This window comes from Streptomyces sp. NBC_01497 (genome assembly GCF_036250695.1).
Taxonomy (GTDB): Bacteria; Actinomycetota; Actinomycetes; order Streptomycetales; family Streptomycetaceae; genus Streptomyces.
The window spans coordinates 1,729,118-1,745,755 of sequence record NZ_CP109427.1; the positions used below are offsets into that span (position 1 = coordinate 1,729,118).

Annotated in this window: 15 protein-coding genes and 1 pseudogene; 6 read left to right on the plus strand and 10 right to left on the minus strand. The window is 73.2% G+C overall.

Annotated features, from left to right (window positions below; genetic code table 11):
• Nucleotides 1-20 precede the first annotated feature (20 nt).
• Both OG310_RS07375 and OG310_RS07380 read right to left on the minus strand, forming a co-directional pair.
• On the minus strand, nt 21-1,328 hold the full coding sequence (locus tag OG310_RS07375) for an MFS transporter (protein ID WP_329455068.1): 1,308 nt from the start codon (nt 1,326-1,328) through the stop codon (nt 21-23).
• A complete protein-coding gene (locus tag OG310_RS07380) occupies nt 1,325-1,849 on the minus strand; it encodes a MarR family winged helix-turn-helix transcriptional regulator (protein WP_329455069.1) in 525 nt (174 codons plus the stop codon). Before OG310_RS07380 ends, OG310_RS07375 begins: the two co-directional genes overlap by 4 nt.
• 145 nt (nt 1,850-1,994) lie before the next feature.
• Here OG310_RS07380 and OG310_RS07385 point away from each other — a divergent pair, with 145 nt between their 5' ends.
• Nucleotides 1,995-2,336 carry a cupin domain-containing protein gene (locus OG310_RS07385; RefSeq protein ID WP_329455070.1) on the plus strand — a complete coding sequence of 114 codons (342 nt, stop codon included), beginning with the start codon at nt 1,995-1,997 and terminating at the stop codon, nt 2,334-2,336.
• 8 nt (nt 2,337-2,344) lie between these two features.
• Here OG310_RS07385 and OG310_RS07390 read toward each other — a convergent pair whose 3' ends face one another.
• The 3 genes and pseudogenes from OG310_RS07390 to OG310_RS07400 form a co-directional block, all read right to left on the minus strand.
• Nucleotides 2,345-2,758, minus strand: a complete 414-nt coding sequence (locus OG310_RS07390; protein WP_329460066.1) for an FCD domain-containing protein — start codon at nt 2,756-2,758, stop codon at nt 2,345-2,347.
• 45 nt (nt 2,759-2,803) lie between these two features.
• Nucleotides 2,804-2,962 (minus strand): annotated as a pseudogene (locus tag OG310_RS07395) (GntR family transcriptional regulator); the annotation flags it as partial.
• A gap of 157 nt (nt 2,963-3,119) precedes the next feature.
• Nucleotides 3,120-4,139: an alcohol dehydrogenase catalytic domain-containing protein gene (locus OG310_RS07400; protein WP_329455071.1), complete on the minus strand. Its 1,020-nt coding sequence runs from the start codon at nt 4,137-4,139 to the stop codon at nt 3,120-3,122.
• Between the two features lie 214 nt (nt 4,140-4,353).
• Between OG310_RS07400 and OG310_RS07405 the strand changes: the two genes are divergently transcribed.
• A complete protein-coding gene (locus tag OG310_RS07405; protein ID WP_329455072.1) occupies nt 4,354-4,926 on the plus strand; it encodes a TetR/AcrR family transcriptional regulator in 573 nt (190 codons plus the stop codon).
• 214 nt (nt 4,927-5,140) lie between these two features.
• Here the strand turns inward: OG310_RS07405 and OG310_RS07410 are convergent, their stop codons facing one another.
• On the minus strand, nt 5,141-5,539 hold the full coding sequence (locus OG310_RS07410; RefSeq protein ID WP_329455073.1) for a RidA family protein: 399 nt from the start codon (nt 5,537-5,539) through the stop codon (nt 5,141-5,143).
• Complete coding sequence (locus OG310_RS07415; protein WP_329455074.1) at nt 5,536-6,654, minus strand: acyl-CoA dehydrogenase family protein; 1,119 nt, start codon at nt 6,652-6,654, stop codon at nt 5,536-5,538. Before OG310_RS07415 ends, OG310_RS07410 begins: the two co-directional genes overlap by 4 nt.
• A gap of 97 nt (nt 6,655-6,751) precedes the next feature.
• Between OG310_RS07415 and OG310_RS07420 the strand changes: the two genes are divergently transcribed.
• Nucleotides 6,752-8,404, plus strand: a complete 1,653-nt coding sequence (locus OG310_RS07420) for an AMP-binding protein (protein WP_329455075.1) — start codon at nt 6,752-6,754, stop codon at nt 8,402-8,404.
• A 7-nt stretch (nt 8,405-8,411) separates the two neighbouring features.
• On the opposite strand, the gene OG310_RS07425 is transcribed toward OG310_RS07420, so the two are convergent.
• Both OG310_RS07425 and OG310_RS07430 read right to left on the minus strand, forming a co-directional pair.
• The gene (locus OG310_RS07425) at nt 8,412-10,988 is read right to left on the minus strand and encodes a bifunctional salicylyl-CoA 5-hydroxylase/oxidoreductase (RefSeq protein WP_443078571.1); all 2,577 of its coding nucleotides are present in this window, start codon (nt 10,986-10,988) and stop codon (nt 8,412-8,414) included.
• A 39-nt stretch (nt 10,989-11,027) separates the two neighbouring features.
• Nucleotides 11,028-11,855: an enoyl-CoA hydratase family protein gene (locus OG310_RS07430; protein ID WP_329455077.1), complete on the minus strand. Its 828-nt coding sequence runs from the start codon at nt 11,853-11,855 to the stop codon at nt 11,028-11,030.
• Nucleotides 11,856-12,264: 409 nt separating this feature from the next.
• Between OG310_RS07430 and OG310_RS07435 the strand changes: the two genes are divergently transcribed.
• From OG310_RS07435 to OG310_RS07445, 3 genes are all read left to right on the plus strand, one after another.
• A complete protein-coding gene (locus OG310_RS07435) occupies nt 12,265-13,638 on the plus strand; it encodes an MFS transporter (protein ID WP_329455078.1) in 1,374 nt (457 codons plus the stop codon).
• A gap of 175 nt (nt 13,639-13,813) precedes the next feature.
• On the plus strand, nt 13,814-14,476 hold the full coding sequence (locus OG310_RS07440; protein WP_329455079.1) for a TetR/AcrR family transcriptional regulator: 663 nt from the start codon (nt 13,814-13,816) through the stop codon (nt 14,474-14,476).
• Between the two features lie 338 nt (nt 14,477-14,814).
• Nucleotides 14,815-15,948: an epoxide hydrolase family protein gene (locus OG310_RS07445; protein ID WP_329455080.1), complete on the plus strand. Its 1,134-nt coding sequence runs from the start codon at nt 14,815-14,817 to the stop codon at nt 15,946-15,948.
• Nucleotides 15,949-16,006: 58 nt separating this feature from the next.
• Here OG310_RS07445 and OG310_RS07450 read toward each other — a convergent pair whose 3' ends face one another.
• Nucleotides 16,007-16,579, minus strand: coding sequence for a TetR/AcrR family transcriptional regulator (locus OG310_RS07450; RefSeq protein WP_329455081.1), 573 nt, complete (start codon nt 16,577-16,579; stop codon nt 16,007-16,009).
• Between the last annotated feature and the right edge of the window lie 59 nt (nt 16,580-16,638).

The following is a 16,638-nucleotide window of genomic DNA, read 5'->3' on the forward strand; positions in this document are numbered from 1 at the left end:
GCACGCCCGGTTCCGCCGGCTCAGGAGGCGGGGCCCGGGGACCCCGGGACGGGCGTCGAGGCGTCCTCGTCGGCCCGTCCGTCGCGGTCGCTGCGGCGCAGCGCGGGGAGCATCAGCAGCCCGAGGAGCACGCTCGGCGCCCCGCCCACGACAAGGGACCAGCGGCTGCCGAACTCCTGCCCCACCCAGCCGACCAGCGGGCCGCCGATCACCGTCGTGCCGCCCCAGGCCATCGACCACAGCGCCATCACCCTGCCCCGCATCGACGGGAGGGAGGCCAGTTGCATGGCCGTCTTGGACAGCGAGTTGAAGGCGATGGCGCCGTAGCCGACGAAGGGCAGCACCGCGAGTTCCCAGGCCAGGGACGGGGCGAGGGCTGCGGCAAGGATGGCGACACCCCACCCGATGCCCGCCACGGCCAGCGCCCCGGAACGCTGCCGGTTGCCACGCCCCGCGATGGACAGGCCCCCGACGACCGCGCCCAGGGCCATCATCGCCGCCATGGCCCCGTACGTCCCGGCTCCGCCGTGCAGGGCGCCGCGCGCCACCAGCGGCAGTGTGACGGGGAACTCGTAGGCGAGCATGCCGGTGACGGTCAGCATCACCAGTGGCAGCAGCAGTGCGGGCGTCCGGCGCACGTAGCGCAGCCCGGCCCGGACCTGGCCCTTCTGCCGCGGCGGCCGGTCGACCGTGTTCATCTCGGCTGTCCGCATCATCGCCAGGCTGACGATCACCGCGACGAACGACACCGCGTTCAGGGCGAAGCAGGCCGTCAGCCCCACCGCGGCGACGAGGCCGCCGCCGACCGCGGAGCCCAGGACGCGCGCCATGTTCACGGACACGGAGTTGAGCGTCACGGCGTTGGTCATCCGCTCGCGCGGGACCAGCTCCGGGATGAGGCTCTGCCGCGCCGGGTTGTCGAAGACCGTCAGCATCCCGAGCGCCAGGGAGAGCACGATCACCAGGGGGACGTCGATGGCGTGCAGGGCGGTCAGGACGGCGAAGAGGACGGCGATCCCGGCCGAGGACGACTGGGTGAGGTACAGCAGCCGGCGCTTGTCGTAGCGGTCGGCGACGAGCCCCGCGAAGGGCCCCACCACCACGAACGGCAGGAACCGGGCCCCGGTGGCGATACCCAGGTCGCTGCCACTGCCGCTGAGCCGCAGCACCAGCAGGGCCAGCGCGAGGGTCTGCATCCAGGTCCCCACGACCGAGATGGAGTAACCCCAGAAGTACAGGCGGTAGTTGCGCACCGAGAGCGAGGACAGCATCCGGTCGAGCCGTCCGCCCTCCGGCGCCGTACGACCCGGTGTCGTCGGTGCCGTCATGAGATGCCCCGGACGGCGGGGCCCGCTTCCGCTTCGGTTGCCGCCGTCTCCGGTTCGCCTTCCGCCTCCGCCTCACGACCGGCGCCGACGGCCCGTTCGAAGTCGGCGACGCGCTCCATGAGCTCGCCGGCGGCGAACAGGAGGCGCCGTTCGTCCTCGTCGAGGAGCGTCTCCATCGCGCGGCCGAGCCAGGTGTCCCGCTCGCTGTGGACGTGGGCCACCACGGAGCGGCCGAGGTCGGTGACGAGCACCGACACCCGGCGGGCGTCGGTGGAGTCCTTGCGCCGCACGACGTATCCGGCCGCCTCCAGCTCGCGCAGCGCGGCGGCGACGTTCGAGCTGGTCATCTGGAGCTCGTCGGCGATCCGGCGGGGTCCCGTGGCTCCGCGCAGCCGGACGACGGCTGCGATGACCTGGGACGCCGTCCTGGACACGCCGTACACCGGGCGCGCTTCGCTGCGCAGTCGCCGCTGGAGGAGCTTCATCTGCGTGCGGAACCGGCGCACCTCGTGATCGTCCACATCAGCTATGTTACATAGCTATCCGGCATAGGAGAATGGCGGCAGCGGGTGAAAGGACGGCCGGGGGCGGCGGCCCCGACCGCCCGCGGTGCGTGGCACAGTGGCGGCGGCCCGCAGTCCCCCGCCCGCCGAGGAGCCGCCACCCATGAAGGACGAGCACGAGTTCTACGACGCGTCGACGCTCGACTGGTCCCCCGCCGAAGGCTCCCCCGGCGTCACCGAACGGATGCTGTCCGACGGGGAAAGCGGCGCGGAGCTGACCCGGCTCGCGCGCTGGGCGCCCGGACTCGACACCACGGCGGCAGGCGTCATCCGGCACGCGTACTACGAGGAGGTGTACCTGCTGGAGGGCGAGTTGGAGGACCTGACACTCGGACGGACCTTCGGCGCGGGTCACTTCGCCTCCCGGCCGCCCGGCATGCCGCACGGTCCTTACCGCACACGCACCGGCTGCGTCATGCTGGAGACCCGCTACCCGCCCCGCTGACGCCGGGGTTACTCCTCGCCACCCGGCTCCGAGGCGAGCAGCACCGCGCGCGTGGCCTCCAGATGCGCGTGGATCGCCTCGGCCACGGCGTCGGGCCGCCCCGCGTCGAGCGCGTCGGCGATCGCACGGTGCTCCTTCATGACCGACTCCTGCCGCCCGGAGGTCCGGAAGACGGCCGTGATGCCGCAGCGCACCTGACGGGCGCGCAGCCCCTCGTACGTCCTGGTCAGCATGGAGTCGCCGGCCGTGCGGACGAGGGCCATGCGGAAGTGGTGGTCCCGTTCGATGAAACGGGCGGCCTGGCCCGGGCCGCCGACCCGCGCCTGCTCCTCGACGAGCCGCCGCATCTCCGCGAGGGGCGCCCTGCCCTCCCCCAGGACCACGCGGGCCGCGTGCGACTCCAGCAGCGAGCGCAGATCCATCAGTTCGGAGACCTCGCGCCCCGACAGCGGGGCCACATAGGCCCCCTTCTTGGGGATGTGCTGGACGGGATCCTCGGCGGCGAGCAGGAGCAGGGCCTCCCTGATGGGCGTGCGGGAGACGCCGATACGGTCCGCGACCGCCTGCTCGTTGACGAGACGGCCGAGCATGGCGGGGTCGGCGACCACCGTGTCCCTGAGGTACGCGTACGCCTTCTCGCGGCGCGCGGCTGACCCGGAGCCGGCCCGGGCGGCCGCCGAGCCCGCCCGAACCCGCCCGCGGTCGGCCCGCGGCCGGCGGACCCGGCTCCCGGCCCCTGCCCCTGCCCCTGCCCCTGCCCCTGCCCAGGAGCCACCCCGCCCGTCAGGCCGTGGCGTCCAGCACGACGCGGAAGCGCGCCTTGCCCGACAGCATGCGCTCGTAGGCGGCCGGGGCCTCGGACAGCGGTACGACCTCGTTCATCGAGCGGACCCCGCGGCGCAGGCTGAAGCGCAGGTTGTCCTCGTTGTCGGCGGACGTACCGGTCAGCCGTCCCCTGACGGTACGGGCCCCGAAGATCAGGTCGGTGGCCTGGACGAGGACCGGGTCCTGGGCCGCCCCCAGCACCATGAGCGTGCCGTGCTGCTTGAGCCCCGGCACGAGCGGCGACATGGAGGCGCCGGTGGTCGCCGTGGCGATCACCCCCGCCGCGCCCCCCAGCGCGGCGAGCGCCCGGCCGGGGTCCTCACTCTCGCTGTCGATGTAGTGGTCGGCGCCGAGCTTGCGTGCCAGCTCCTCCTTCCCGGTGCCGCGCGCGATGGCCGCGACCTCGTAGCCGAGCCTGCTCGCGTACTGCAGCGCCAGGTGGCCGAGGCCTCCGATGCCCTGCACCGCGACCAGTTCGCCGGGCGCGGCCTTGATGCCGCTCAGGCCCATGAAGGTGGTGAGGCCCGCGCACAGCAGCGGAGCCGCCTCGACGGCGGAGATGCCGTCGGGGATCCGTACCAGGCCGGCGGCCTTGGCGATCATGGATTCGGCGTAACCGCCGTCGATGTCGCTGCCGGTCTGCGGCTGGTAGAGGCAGTTGACGAAGTCCCCGCGCCGGCAGCGCTCGCACTCCCCGCAGTGGCCGTACAGAAAACCGACCCCGACCCGCTCGCCGATCTCCCAGGCGTGCACGCCAGGGCCGACCGCGTCGATGACGCCGACGACCTCGTGGCCCGGCACGACCGGGGCCGACGGGTCGGCGCGCAGCCCCTCGACGCCCAGGACGTCGGTGTGGCACACACCGCACGCCTCGACCCTGATCCGTACGTGGCCGAAGCCCGGCTCCCGCAGTTCGCGCTCCACCAGCCGGAAGTTCCGCGCTCCGCTCACCTGGACCGCTCGGTAGCCGTCGGCCATGGGACGCCCCTCTCGTCTGTGCGCCCACGGGTCCGCGGACGCGCTCTGTGTGCGCCCGTCCGGTAGCAGCGCCGCGCTCATAATGACCGGTCGTCTTAAAAGCCGTCAAGCGCATCCGCTGTACGCCATGTCACTGGTCTCTTCGGATATCCTCGGCCGGAGCAGACGATTGGTCGTCTTGTTCACATCACCGTCAGGACCGGGAGGTCACCACATGGCCAGGCGAGGTCTGCGCGAGGAACTGGTGGTGGCCGCGGTCCAGCAGTTCCACACGTACGGGTACAACGGCGCGGGGGTGAAGGACATCACCGACGCCGCCGGGGCGCCCAAGGGATCGTTCTACAACCACTTCCCCTCAAAAGAGGCGCTCGCGGTCGTGGCACTGGAGCGCTACGGCACGGGCCGCGGCCTCGACGCCCTGACCGACGCGTCGGTGGACCCCCTGGTGCGACTGCGGGAGCACTTCGAGTTCCTGCGCGACGAACACCTCGACCTGGGGTTCTCCCGCGGCTGCCTGATCGGGACGTTCGCCACGGACATCGCCGACCACAGCGACACGATCAGGGAAGCCGTCCGTGTCAGTCTGGAACGCTGGTCCGAGGCGCTCACCACGGCCCTCGCGCAGGCGCGGGCCGCGGGCCTTCTCGACGTGGCGCTCGACCCGGCGACGACCGCGCGGTTCCTGCTGAACGCGTGGGAGGGGACGCTGATCTCGTCCCGTACGGAGCGCTCCGCCAAGGCCTTCAGGCCGTTCTTCGACCTGGTCTTCGGCGTCCTGCTGCGCTGACTGCGCCGGGAACTCCCGCCGGACTCCGCGCGGCACGGAGCCGGCGCGGTACGGAGGCGGCGCCGTACGGAAGCGGCGCCGTACGGAGACGGCGCGGTACGGAGCCGGCGCGGTACGAGATCACCACCGTTCGGAATCCGGGCGGTTCGGGATCAGGGGAGTACGGGCCACGGCGCATCGGGGTCAGGGCGGATCGGGTCAGGGCAGTACGGGATCAGGGCAGTACGGCGAAGCCGTCGAGCTCCACGAGCGCCTGCTCGTCCCAGAGCCTGACGACGCCGATCACCGCCATCGCCGGGTAGTCACGGCCCGCGAGCCGCCGCCAGACCCGGCCGAGCTCGGCCGACCTGACGCGGTAGTCCGCCACGTCGGTCGCGTACACGGTGACGCGTGCGAGGTCGGCAGGGGCACCGCCCGCTGCGGCCAGCGCGTCGAGGAGGTTGGTCAGGGCCGTCTCGAACTGCTCCGTCAGCGTCGCGCCGACGATCGCGCCGCCGGCGTCCAGGGCGGTCTGCCCCGCGAGGAAGACCAGCGTGCCGCCCTTCGCCGTCACGGCGTGCGAGAAGCCGGTGGCCGGGGAGAGGGCCTCGGGATTGATCCGCTCCAGGCTCATGCGTACAACTCCTTGGCGATGACGGTGCGCTGGACCTCGCTCGCACCCTCATAGATGCGGGGCGCGCGCACCTCACGGTAGAGGTGTTCGAGCAGATGCCCGCGCCGGAGCGCGCGGGCGCCGTGCAGTTGTACCGCCGCGTCGACGACGTACTGCGCGGTCTCGGTGGCGAACAGCTTCGCCATGGCCGAGGTCCGCGGCACGTGCGGCGAACCCGCGTCGTACGCGGACGCCGCCGCGTAGACCATCAGCCGGGCCGCCTCGGTGCGGGTGGCCATCTCGGCGACCTGGTGGGACACGGCCTGCAGATCCTTCAGGGGCCCGCCGAACGCGGTGCGCTTCGCGGTGTGGGCGAGCGTGGCGTCCAGCGCGGCGCTCGCCATGCCGACGGCGAAGGCGCCGACGCTCGGACGGAAGAGGTTGAGCGCGTTCATGGCGACGCGGAAGCCGCCGCCGACCTCGCCGAGCACATCGTCGCGGGTGACGGGGACACCCTCGAAGGCGAGCGCGCCGATGGGGTGGGGCGACAGCATCTCGATGTGTTCCCCGGTCAGTCCCGGCCGCCCCGCGGGGACGAGGAAGGCCGTGATGCCCCGTGCGCCGCGCTCCTGCCCGGTGCGGGCGAAGACCGTGTAGAAGTCCGCCTCCGGCGCGTTGGAGATCCACTGCTTCTCTCCGGTGAGGCGCCAGGCGCCGTGATCGCCCGGGTCGGAGTCCGCCGTGAGCGCGAGCGCGGCGGCATCGGAACCGGCGCCCGGCTCGCTCAGCGCGAAGGCCGCGACCGCGCGGCCCGCCGCGACCTCGGGCAGCCACCGCTCGCGCTGCCGCTCGGTGCCGGCCTGGGCGATCGCCGCCGCACCGAGCCCCTGCAGGGCGAGGGCGGTCTCCGCCTCCGTACAGGCGTACGCGAGCGATTCGCGCAGCAGGCACAGGTCGAGCGCGCTCGCGCCGAAGACCTGGCCCAGCAGGCCGAGCGCTCCGAGTTCGGCGACCAGCGGCCGGTTGACGTGGCCGGGAGTGCCGCGTTCGGCGAGAGGACCGAGCCGGTCGGCGGCCAGCGCGCGCACCTCCTCGCACCGCGCCCTCTGTACCGGATCGAGCGAGAATACGGACATCCGGACCCCACTTCCCGCGCATATATCGCGGACCGTTGACTGTCGTCATCTTCACGATACGCTCGGTGGGCTACCCCACGACCACGAGGGGTGAACCATGCCGCTGACTCCCTCCGCGCACACCGACACCTTCACCCGTGACGGGCTGCCGCCCGCCGACCAGTGGCCCGAACTGCTCCTCGCCGCGCCCGATGCGACGGCCCCGGACCGAGCCGCTCCGCCCGGGCCCGCGCGGCTCAACTGCGGAGCGGAACTGCTGGACCGGACAGCGCGGCGACTCGGCCCGGACCGGCCCGCGTTCCGCTCCGGGACCGGCGAGGTCTGGTCGTACGGACGGCTGCGCGAGCACGTCGACGCGCTCGCGCACACGCTGACCGACCGCCTCGGCGTCGTCCCCGGCAACCGGGTACTGCTGCGCGGCCCCACCAGCCCCGAACTCGCGGCCTGCTGGCTCGCCGTCATGAAGGCGGGCGCGGTGGCCGTGACCGTGCTCCCCCAGCACCGGGCCGGGGAGCTGGCGACGCTCTGCGGGATCGCACGCGTCTCGCACGCCCTGTGCGACGTCCGGTGCCTGGACGCGCTGGCCGAGGCCGCCGTGCCGGGGCTGCGGATCACCCCGTACGGCGGTGCCGGGCCCGAGGACCTGATGACGCTGGCCGCCGCCGCGCCGGCCGAGCCCTACGCGGCGGTGGACACGGCCGCCGACGATGTCGCGCTGATCGCCTTCACCTCCGGCACCACCGGCCACCCCAAGGGCTGCATGCACTTCCACCGGGACGTCCTCGCGATCGCCGACACCTTCTCGCGCCACGTGCTGCGCCCGGAGCCGGACGACGTCTTCGCGGGCAGTCCCCCGCTCGGCTTCACCTTCGGGCTGGGCGGCCTGGTGGTCTTCCCGCTGCGGGCGGGCGCGTCCTCCCTGCTGCTGGAGGAGGCGCATCCCCGCCAGTTGCTCGCCGCCGTCACACGGCACCGGGTGTCGGTGCTGTTCACCGCGCCGACCGCGTACCGGGCGATGCTCGACGAACTGGCGGCACACCCCGACGCGTACGACATCGGCTCGCTGCGCCGCTGCGTCTCGGCCGGCGAGAACCTGCCCGCCGCGACCTGGCACGCCTGGCACGAGAGGACCGGGCTGCGGATCGTCAACGGCATCGGCGCGACAGAACTGCTGCACATCTTCCTGTCGGCGGCCGACGACGCGGCACGTCCCGGCACCACGGGGCTGCCGGTGCCCGGCTGGCAGGCGCGCGTCGTGGACGCCGCCGGGGCGCAGGTGCCGGACGGCGAGCCGGGGCTGCTCGCGGTGCGCGGCCCGGTGGGCTGCCGCTACCTCGCGGATCCCCGGCAGCGGGAGTACGTACGCGGCGGCTGGAATCTCACCGGGGACACCTACGTGCGTGAGGCCGACGGCTACTTCCGGTACGTGGCACGCGCCGACGACATGATCATCTCGGCGGGTTACAACGTTCCGGGACCCGAGGTCGAGGACGCGCTGCTCGCCCACCCCGACGTCACCGAGGCCGCGGTGGTGGGCCGCGCCGACGAGCGGCGCGGCGAGATCGTCACCGCGTACGTCGTCCTGCGGGCGGGTGTCGCGCGGGACGAGGGGACAGCGGACGCGCTCCGCGCCTTCGTCCGGGCCCGGCTCGTGCCGTACAAGACGCCCCGGGCGGTCCTCTTCCTGGACGCCCTCCCCCGCACCCCCACCGGCAAACTCCAGCGCTTCCGGCTGCGCGAGGGGCAGTGAGCGCGGCTCAGCTCCGCGCGCGGGCGCCGCGGGGAACCGGTGGCGCGGGCCGCGCCCCGCCGGCGGCCCGCAGCGGACCGAGGCGCGGCCTCGGCTCGCTCTCCCGCCCGCCCGGTGGCCTGCGGCTGCCCGCCGCGTACGGCGCGGGCCAGGGTGCCCCGGGCCCCGCGTACCCCTGTTCGGCGGCGGCGTGCAGCGTCCAGTGCGGGTCGTACAGGTGGGGCCTGGCCAGTGCGCACAGGTCGGCCCGGCCCGCCAGCAGCAGGGAGTTGACGTCGTCCCAGGAGGAGATCGCACCGACGGTGATCACCGGGACGTCCAGGGTGTTACGGATCAGGTCGGCGTACGGGGTCTGGTACGAGCGGCCGAACTCCGGCTTCTCGTCGGCGACGACCTGGCCGGTGGACACGTCGATCGCGGCGGCGCCGTGTTCGGCGAAGGCCCCGGCGATCGCTACGGCGTCCTCGGCTCCCGTGCCGCCGGGTGCCCAGTCGGTCGCGGAGACGCGGACGGTCAGCGGGCGGTCGGCGGGCCAGGCGGCGCGCACGGCGTCGAAGACCTCCAGCGGATAGCACAGCCGGCCGTCGAGGCCACCGCCGTAGCGGTCGGTGCGCCGGTTGGTGAGCGGGGACAGGAAGCCCGACAGCAGGTAGCCGTGCGCGCAGTGGAGTTCGAGGACGTCGAACCCGGCGTCGGCCGCGCGGCGCGCGGCGTCCGCGAACCGGTCCCGGAGGGTGGCGAGCCCGTCCTCGTCCAGCTCGGCCGGGACCTGGCTGACACCGGGCCGGTAGGGGAGGGGGGAAGCGGCGGCCAGCGGCCAGTTGCCGGCCGGCAGCGGCTCGTCCATGCCCTCCCACATGAGCCGGGTCGAGCCCTTGCGGCCCGCGTGGCCGAGCTGGACGCCGAGTGCGGTGCCCGGCGACTCGGCGTGCACGAAGTCGGTGATCCGGCGCCAGGCCCCGGCCTGCTCGTCGGTGTAGAGGCCGGTGCAGCCGGGGGTGATACGGCCCTCGGGGCTCACGCACACCATCTCGGTCATCACGAGCCCGGCGCCGCCGAGTGCGCGGGCACCGAGGTGCACGAGGTGGAAGTCGCCGGGGACACCGTCCCGCGCGCGGTACATGTCCATGGCGGAGACCACGACGCGGTTGCGCAGTTCGATGCCGCCGAGCCGGAACGGGGTGAACATCGGCGGCGTGCCCGGCGGGCAGCCGAACTCGTCCTCGACGGTGTGCACGAATCCCGGATCGCGCAGCCGGAGGTTGTCGTGGGTGACGCGGCGGCTGCGGGTGAGCAGGCCGAACGCGAAGCGGCGCGGGGGCTGGGCGGTGTACGTGGCGAGCTGCTCGAACCAGCGCAGGCTGGCCGCCGCCGCACGCTGCGTCGAGGCGACGACGGGCCGGCGCTCCGCCTCGTAGGCGGCGAGCGCGGCGGGCAGGTCCCGCTGCTCCTCGACACAGGCGGCGAGGGCGAGCGCGTCCTCGACGGCGAGTTTCGTGCCGGAGCCGATGGAGAAGTGCGCGGTGTGGGCGGCGTCGCCCAGCAGGACGATCCGGCCGTTGCTCCAGCGCTCGTTGACGACCGTACGAAACGCGGTCCACGCGGACGCGTTGGAGCGCAGCGGCCGGCCGCCCAGGGCACCGGTGAACACCTTCGCGCACCGCTCGGCCGACTCCCGTTCGCCGAGGCGGTCGAACCCGGCGGCCCGCCAGACCTCCTCGCGCATCTCCACGATGACGGTGCTGGCCCCCGCCGGGCCGCCGGGGCCGGCGCTCTCCTCACGGGGGCGGGCGTACGGGTAGCCGTGCAGCTGCATCACGCCGTACTCGGTCTCGGCGATGTCGAACCGGAACGCGTCGAACGCGAAGTCGGCGGCGAGCCAGATGTAGCGGTTGCGGTGCGGGGTGACCTGCGGCCCGAACACGTCCGCGTGGGCGGCCCGGGTGGCGCTGCCCGCCCCGTCCGCCGCGATCACCAGGTCGTACTCCGAGGCCAGTTCGGCGGCGGGGGGCGCGGTCGTACGGAACCGGAGCCTCACCCCGAGATCCGCGCAGCGCTCCTGGAGGATCGCCAGCAGCCGGCGCCGGTCGAGGGCCGCGAAGCCGTGCCCGCCGGAGGTGAGGGTGGCGCCCCGGTGCGTGATGTCGATGTCGTCCCAGCGTACGAAGGCGTCGCTGAGCGCGGCGTACACGACGGGGTCCGCGTGCTCGATCCCGCCGAGCGTCTCGTCGGAGAGCACGACGCCGAAACCGAAGGTGGCGTCGGGCGCCCCCCGCTCCCAGACCGTGATCTCGCGGGTGGGGTCGAGGCGGGCGAGCAGGGCGGCGGCGTAGAGGCCGCCGGGGCCGCCGCCGATCACGGCGACGCGTCGGGCGGAGGCGGAACCGGGTCCCGGGCCCGAGTTGCCGTTGCCGGCCGGAACCGCCACGCGCGGACCTGAGCCGACGTCGGCTGCGTGGGGGGCCGCGGTTGCGGAGCCGGGGCCCGGGGCGACGGTCCCGGCGCCGGAGTCGGGAGCGGGGTCCGGGGCGACCGTTCCGGCCTCGGTCCCGGAGTGGCGGGCGCGAGGGGCGGTGGCCGTCATCGGGGCACCCCTCCCGGTGCCGTCAGCGTGCCCATGCCGTCACCGCCCCTGCCAGTCGGCGTCGCGGCGGCCGGTGAAGGCGGCGTGGAACTCCGCGTAGTCCGCGCTGTTCATCAGGAGTGCCTGGGTGCTCGCGTCCATTTCGACGGCCGCGGCGAGCGGCATGTCGAGTTCGGCGGTGAGCAGCGCCTTCGTCTGCGCGTAGGCGAGGGCCGGTCCCTCGGCGAGGTGGCGGGCGAGGGCGGCGGCGCGCTCGTCGGCGTACCCCTCGTCCGTCAGTTCGCTGATCAGCCCGATGCGTTCGGCCTCGGCGGCCCGTACCGGCTCCCCCAGCATCAGCAGCCGGGTGGCGTGGCCGAGGCCGACGACGCGCGGCAGCAGGTAGGCGGCACCCATGTCGCCGCCGGAGAGACCGACACGGGTGAAGAGGAAGGAGAAGCGGGCCGAGGGGTCCGCGATCCGGAAGTCGGCGGCGAGCGCGAGGACCGCGCCCGCGCCGGCGGCCACGCCGTGCACGGCGGCCACGACCGGGAAGGGGCATTCGCGCAGGGCCCGGACGACCTGTCCCGTCATCCGGTTGAAGTCGAGCAGCTCGGCGGTGTCGAGAGCGAGCGTCGCGCCGATGATCTCGTCGACGTCACCGCCCGAGCAGAAGCCCCGGCCCTCCCCCGCCAGCACCAGCGCGCGCACGGAACGCTCCCGGGACAGCTCGGCGAGCAGGTCGCGCAGGTCGGCGTAGGCGCCGAAGGTGAGGGCGTTGAGCTTCTCGGGCCGGGCGAGGGTGACGGTCGCGACGCCGTCCTGCCGGGTCAGCCGCAGATGGCGCCAGGTCTCGGTGCGGGGCGTGGAGCCGGTGAACGGGCTCATGGAGCCTCCTTCGGCGGATACCGTGCACGGTATCACCGGTTCGTGACCTCCGTCACGAGTACGCGATACGCGATCCGCGTTACGCGATCCGCGTTACGCGACAGCGACGGGGACGGGGACGCGCCGACGTGCCGTGGCGCGCGCAAGCACTTCCGGTGGCGGGACGCACACAGCTCCACTCCTCGGGGCGGTGGCGGCCACCGGACGAGTCGCGGCCGGGCCGCGAGCCCAAACTATGTTGATATCAAGTATCTTGACATCAAGACGAAAGGGCGACACCCTGGCTCCCCGCGGGCCGCCGGGGCGGCGGAGCGACAACCAGGGGGAGGTCGGTGCTGCGGTGAGAGACCGGAACAGCGGACTGCGAGCGCGATGGAGCGAGCCACCGGGCGGACGCGACGCGCGGATCATGCTGACAGCCATCGGTGCGGACCGAGCCGGTTCGGGACTGTGGACGTCGTCCTCGGTCCTCTACTTCACATTCGTGGCCCATCTCAGCACCCCGCAGGTCGGCCTCCTCCTGGGAGTCGGCGGCGTCGCGGGCATCGCCGGCTCGCCTCTCGCCGGCATGGCGGCCGCCCGGCTCCCCGTACGCTCCCTGCTGATCGGCTGCCACCTGCTCCGCCTGGCGACCCTCACGCTCGTGCTGCTGTGCACCGGTTTTGACGCGCTGCTCCCGGTGGTCGCCGTCACCTGCCTGGGCGACCGGTCCGCGAAGACGCTGGAGATGCTGTTCGCGACCCGGGCCGCCGGTGAACGGCGCTCCACCTACCAGGCCTTGGCCCGCAGCGCGGGCAACGCCGGGTTCGGGCTCGGCGCGGGTGTCGCGGCCGTCGGCCTCGCCGTGGGATCGCATGGCGCCTATCAGGCCCTGATCTGCGGCGACGCACTCTCGTTCGCCATCGCCGCCGCACTGGTGTCACGCACGCACAGACGGGGTGCGGCGGGCGTCGTGGCGAGCCGGTCCCGCCCGGAGACGGGCAGGCCGGCCTCCCCTCGCGAGAATCCGCCGGGCGTTCGGCACACGAGCCCGTGGCGGGACCGCGGCTACCTGCTGTTCGTGCTGCTCGACATCCCGATGAACCTGGACGACAGCGTCATCGGCGTGGGGCTGCCCTTGTGGCTCGTGAACCGGACGACGGCACCGCATGCTCTCGTTCCCGCGTTCCTGATCATGAACACCGCGATGGTCGTCCTCCTGCAGATGAACGTGTCCGCGAGATACGCGGGCCCGCGCGGAGCCACCCGAGCGGTACTGGCGTACGGATGCACGACGTTCGGATGCTGCGTCGTCGTGGCGGCGGCTCCCGGGGGCGGAAACCTGGTGGCCGGCGCGGCGCTGCTGGCCGCGGCGTTCCTTGCCACCGCCGCGGAACTGATGCGTTCGGTCAGCTCGTGGGAACTGGCGGTGCTGCTCGCCCCCGAGGACGCCCGCGCCGAGTACCTGGGGGTCGCGGGGATGTCCCAGTCCATTCAGAAGTCCGTCGGTCCGCCCCTGCTGACCAGCGTGGTGATGGTCGCGGGACCGGCCGGATGGGTCGCCATGGGAACGGCGGTCGCGGGACTCGCGCTCCTCCAGCGCACCGCCTGCGCACGCCGGCTGCGGACGCTCCGCCGGCCTCCGCACGACGACCGGCCGGGAGACGACGCCCTGCCGGCGTCCGGGCCGAGGCGCTTCGGCCGAACCGGCCGCGGCCTCGTCCCACCGCGTCCACCGGGGGGCCTGCGGGTGCGAAGCCATGACCGTGCCACGCGTGGGACCCACCGGACGGATGGGCGATAGGGGATGGGCGACAGGGGACAAGGGCGCGGCGCGAACAGCCGCGCCCGAGGAGAACGGCAAGCGCCGAAGGAGTGCGTCAGAGCGGGCGCGGCAGGCACCGGGTGCGCGCCGCCCCGACTCCCGACGTCGGATGCGTATGTGTACATCTGTTCTTACGGCTTGTACATTTGTACGCATGACGCGCATCGACCCGCAGGCGGACCCTCCTCCCGAAGGCGAAACGGCCGGGGAAACGGTCGGCACGGGGAGCCGGGCCTCCGCCGCGACGGACGGCGGGCCGCGCAGGACCCGTCGCCACGACCCCGGCCGCAAGACGCACATCCTGGACGCCACCCTCGATGTGATCGTGGAGCACGGGGTGGCCGGGACGACCCATCGGCACATCGCCGCCCGGGCCGGTGTCCCACTCGGGTCGATCACCTACCACTTCACCGGCCTGACCGATCTCCTGGCGCAGGCGTTCGCCCGGCACGTCGAGCTGCAGTCCGCGGCGTTCAAGGACCTGTTCCACGACGTGGGAACGCAGGAGCAGTTCGTCGAGACCCTGGTCGGCCTCGTCGACACGGGCCCCTCCCGGCACCGCGGTGCGGTCCTCGGCTTCGAGCTGCACCTGGCGGCGCTCCGCAGCCCCCGGCTGCGAGCCCTTACGCGGGCGTGGACGCAGGACAGCCGCGCCGTTCTGGCACGTTTCACCGGCCCGGACCGCGCCGCCGACCTGGATGCCCTGCTCGAAGGAATGATCATGCACGCCCTGCTCACGACCGTGCCGGAGTCGCGCGAGACGACGCGGGACACCCTCGTCCGGATGCTCGGGCCGACCGGCCGTCCTGGAACGTGAACGCGGCTCCCACCACCGTCAGATCGCGCCGCCACCCCACGAGGTGACGGCCGGATCAGTGCGAGCGCCGGGCCCGACGAGGCCCTCTTGTGCCGCCGACCGGGTGAGCGCCGCCACCTCGATCGGATACCGCGGCTTCGTCGGCGGACCGCCGCTCATCGGGTGCCTGGGCGAGAGGACCCCCATCGGGCACGCCCTCCGTGCCGTCGCGATCCTCATGGCCCGGTGCGCTGCGATCGCCGACGTCGACCGCCGCGCCCCCGGCCGACGCACGCACACCGGATCCGCGCCTCAGCACGCAGCCCCGCCATGCGAGAACCGAAGGCCTGGAGATTCCCATGACCCACCACACGCCCATGATCGCCGTCAGTGACGACGAGGTGAACGAGCTGCGCTCACGACTGCTCGCCACACGCTGGCCGACCCCCTGGCCAACCTCCGGACGAGAGGCCGGCACCGACCCGGGCGAGCTGCGGCGTCTCATCGCCTACTGGGCCTCGGGCTACGACTGGCGTGCACAGGAAGCGGGCATCAACGCCCTGCCCTCCTACCTCGCGGACATCGACGGAACCCCCGTCCACTACCTCCGCTTCGACGGCGAACACCCCGGCGCCCTGCCGATCGTCCTGACCAACGGGTGGCCCAGCTCCTTCCTCGAACTGACCACCCTCGCCCGCCGGCTCGCCACACCCTCGCGCTACGGGGGCGACGCCGCGGACGCGTTCACCGTCATCGTCCCCTCGCTGCCCGGATTCGCCTTCTCACCTCAGCGGCCCTCCCTCACGCGGCCACCGCAGACCCATGAGATCTGGCACCGCCTCATGCGCGACGAACTCGGCTTCGAGCGCTACGCCGCGCACGGGGGCGACCTGGGCGCCGGCATCACCTCCCGGCTCGCGGAGACCCATCCGGAGGCCGTGGTGGCCATCCACCTGATGGCCGTCGCGAGCCCGGTCGCCTACGACGAGGCCGGCGTCACCCCCGAGGAGCGGACGTACCTCGACTCCGTCGCTCGGTGGTCCGCGCAAGAGGGCGCGTACCTGCACCAGCAGAGCACCCGACCCCTGACACTGAGCTACGCCCTGGCCGACTCCCCCACCGGGCTGCTCGCCTGGATCGTCGAGAAGTACCGCGCGTGGAGCGACTGCGGGGGCGCGCTGTCCTCCCGGTTCAGCGACGACTTCCTCCTCACGCAGGCCTCGCTCTACTGGTTCACCGACACCATCTCGACCTCCTTCCGGCCCTACTACGAGTACGCCCAGGGACTGACGAGGAAGGTCGAGCGGGTCGATGTGCCCACCGCCCTGGCCCTGTTCCCCGCCGACCTCGCTCAGCCGCCCCGCAGCTGGGCCGAGCGCACGTACCACCTCACGAGGTACACCCGCATGCCCCGCGGCGGACACTTCGCGGCCCACGAGGAACCCGGACTCCTCGCACACGACCTCACCGAATTCTTCCGCGCACACCGGTGAACAGCGGCGGCCCCAGCAGGGCGTCCGGCGGCTTCAACCGGTGTGCCGCGGTCGTGACCTAGGCGTTGTCCGCCGTGCCGTGGCACAACCCGTCACACAGGATCGTGGCGACGCGTACCGCGTCGTCCTGCCAGCCCTGTGCGCGCATCCCGCAGATGCCACCGAGTGCGCGCAGGACGACGCGCCCACCGACGTCCCCGCGGACCACGCCGGCCGCGACACCCGCGGCCAGCAGTTCGTCCAGGGCGCGGGCCATCTCGTCGCGCGTGTCCTCGAAGACCGGCGAATCGGTCGCCGTGATGCTCTCCAGCGCCTCACCCATTCCCCTGCTCACGGCGGCGTGCTCCACGAGCAGCAGCAGGAAGGTGCGCAGGGCTTCGTCCGGGGCGTGCTCCGCGAGCAGGCGGCCGGGGGTCGCACAGAGCTCGGCGACCTCCTGGCGGTACACCTCAGCGACGAGCGCTTCGCGCGTCTCGAAGTGCCGGTACAGGGTGCCGACCGCGACGCCCGCTCGACGGGCGATCTCCTCCACGTGGGCGTCGTCGTCGGCGAGGAACGCTTCACGGGCCGCGACCAGGAGCGCTTCGCGGTTGCGGCGCGCGTCGGCGCGCAGCGGACGGGGTGACGGCACGGTACCTCCATAAGGTGAATCAGACTCCGCTTGTGTACAGTTTCCGGAGTCAGATTCAC

Excerpts from the sequence above, each read along its gene's own strand:
- OG310_RS07420 (WP_329455075.1), top strand. The coding sequence starts at position 6,752 with ATGCCGCTGACTCCCTCCGCGCACACCGACACCTTCACCCGTGACGGG.
- OG310_RS07385 (WP_329455070.1), top strand. The coding sequence starts at position 1,995 with ATGAAGGACGAGCACGAGTTCTACGACGCGTCGACGCTCGACTGGTCC.
- OG310_RS07375 (WP_329455068.1), bottom strand. The coding sequence starts at position 1,328 with ATGACGGCACCGACGACACCGGGTCGTACGGCGCCGGAGGGCGGACGG.
- OG310_RS07440 (WP_329455079.1), top strand. The coding sequence starts at position 13,814 with ATGACGCGCATCGACCCGCAGGCGGACCCTCCTCCCGAAGGCGAAACG.
- OG310_RS07390 (WP_329460066.1), bottom strand. The coding sequence starts at position 2,758 with ATGGATCTGCGCTCGCTGCTGGAGTCGCACGCGGCCCGCGTGGTCCTG.
- OG310_RS07430 (WP_329455077.1), bottom strand. The coding sequence starts at position 11,855 with ATGAGCCCGTTCACCGGCTCCACGCCCCGCACCGAGACCTGGCGCCAT.
- OG310_RS07415 (WP_329455074.1), bottom strand. The coding sequence starts at position 6,654 with ATGTCCGTATTCTCGCTCGATCCGGTACAGAGGGCGCGGTGCGAGGAG.
- OG310_RS07400 (WP_329455071.1), bottom strand. The coding sequence starts at position 4,139 with ATGGCCGACGGCTACCGAGCGGTCCAGGTGAGCGGAGCGCGGAACTTC.
- OG310_RS07425 (WP_443078571.1), bottom strand. The coding sequence starts at position 10,988 with ATGACGGCCACCGCCCCTCGCGCCCGCCACTCCGGGACCGAGGCCGGA.
- OG310_RS07445 (WP_329455080.1), top strand. The coding sequence starts at position 14,815 with ATGACCCACCACACGCCCATGATCGCCGTCAGTGACGACGAGGTGAAC.
- OG310_RS07405 (WP_329455072.1), top strand. The coding sequence starts at position 4,354 with ATGGCCAGGCGAGGTCTGCGCGAGGAACTGGTGGTGGCCGCGGTCCAG.
- OG310_RS07410 (WP_329455073.1), bottom strand. The coding sequence starts at position 5,539 with ATGAGCCTGGAGCGGATCAATCCCGAGGCCCTCTCCCCGGCCACCGGC.
- OG310_RS07435 (WP_329455078.1), top strand. The coding sequence starts at position 12,265 with ATGCTGACAGCCATCGGTGCGGACCGAGCCGGTTCGGGACTGTGGACG.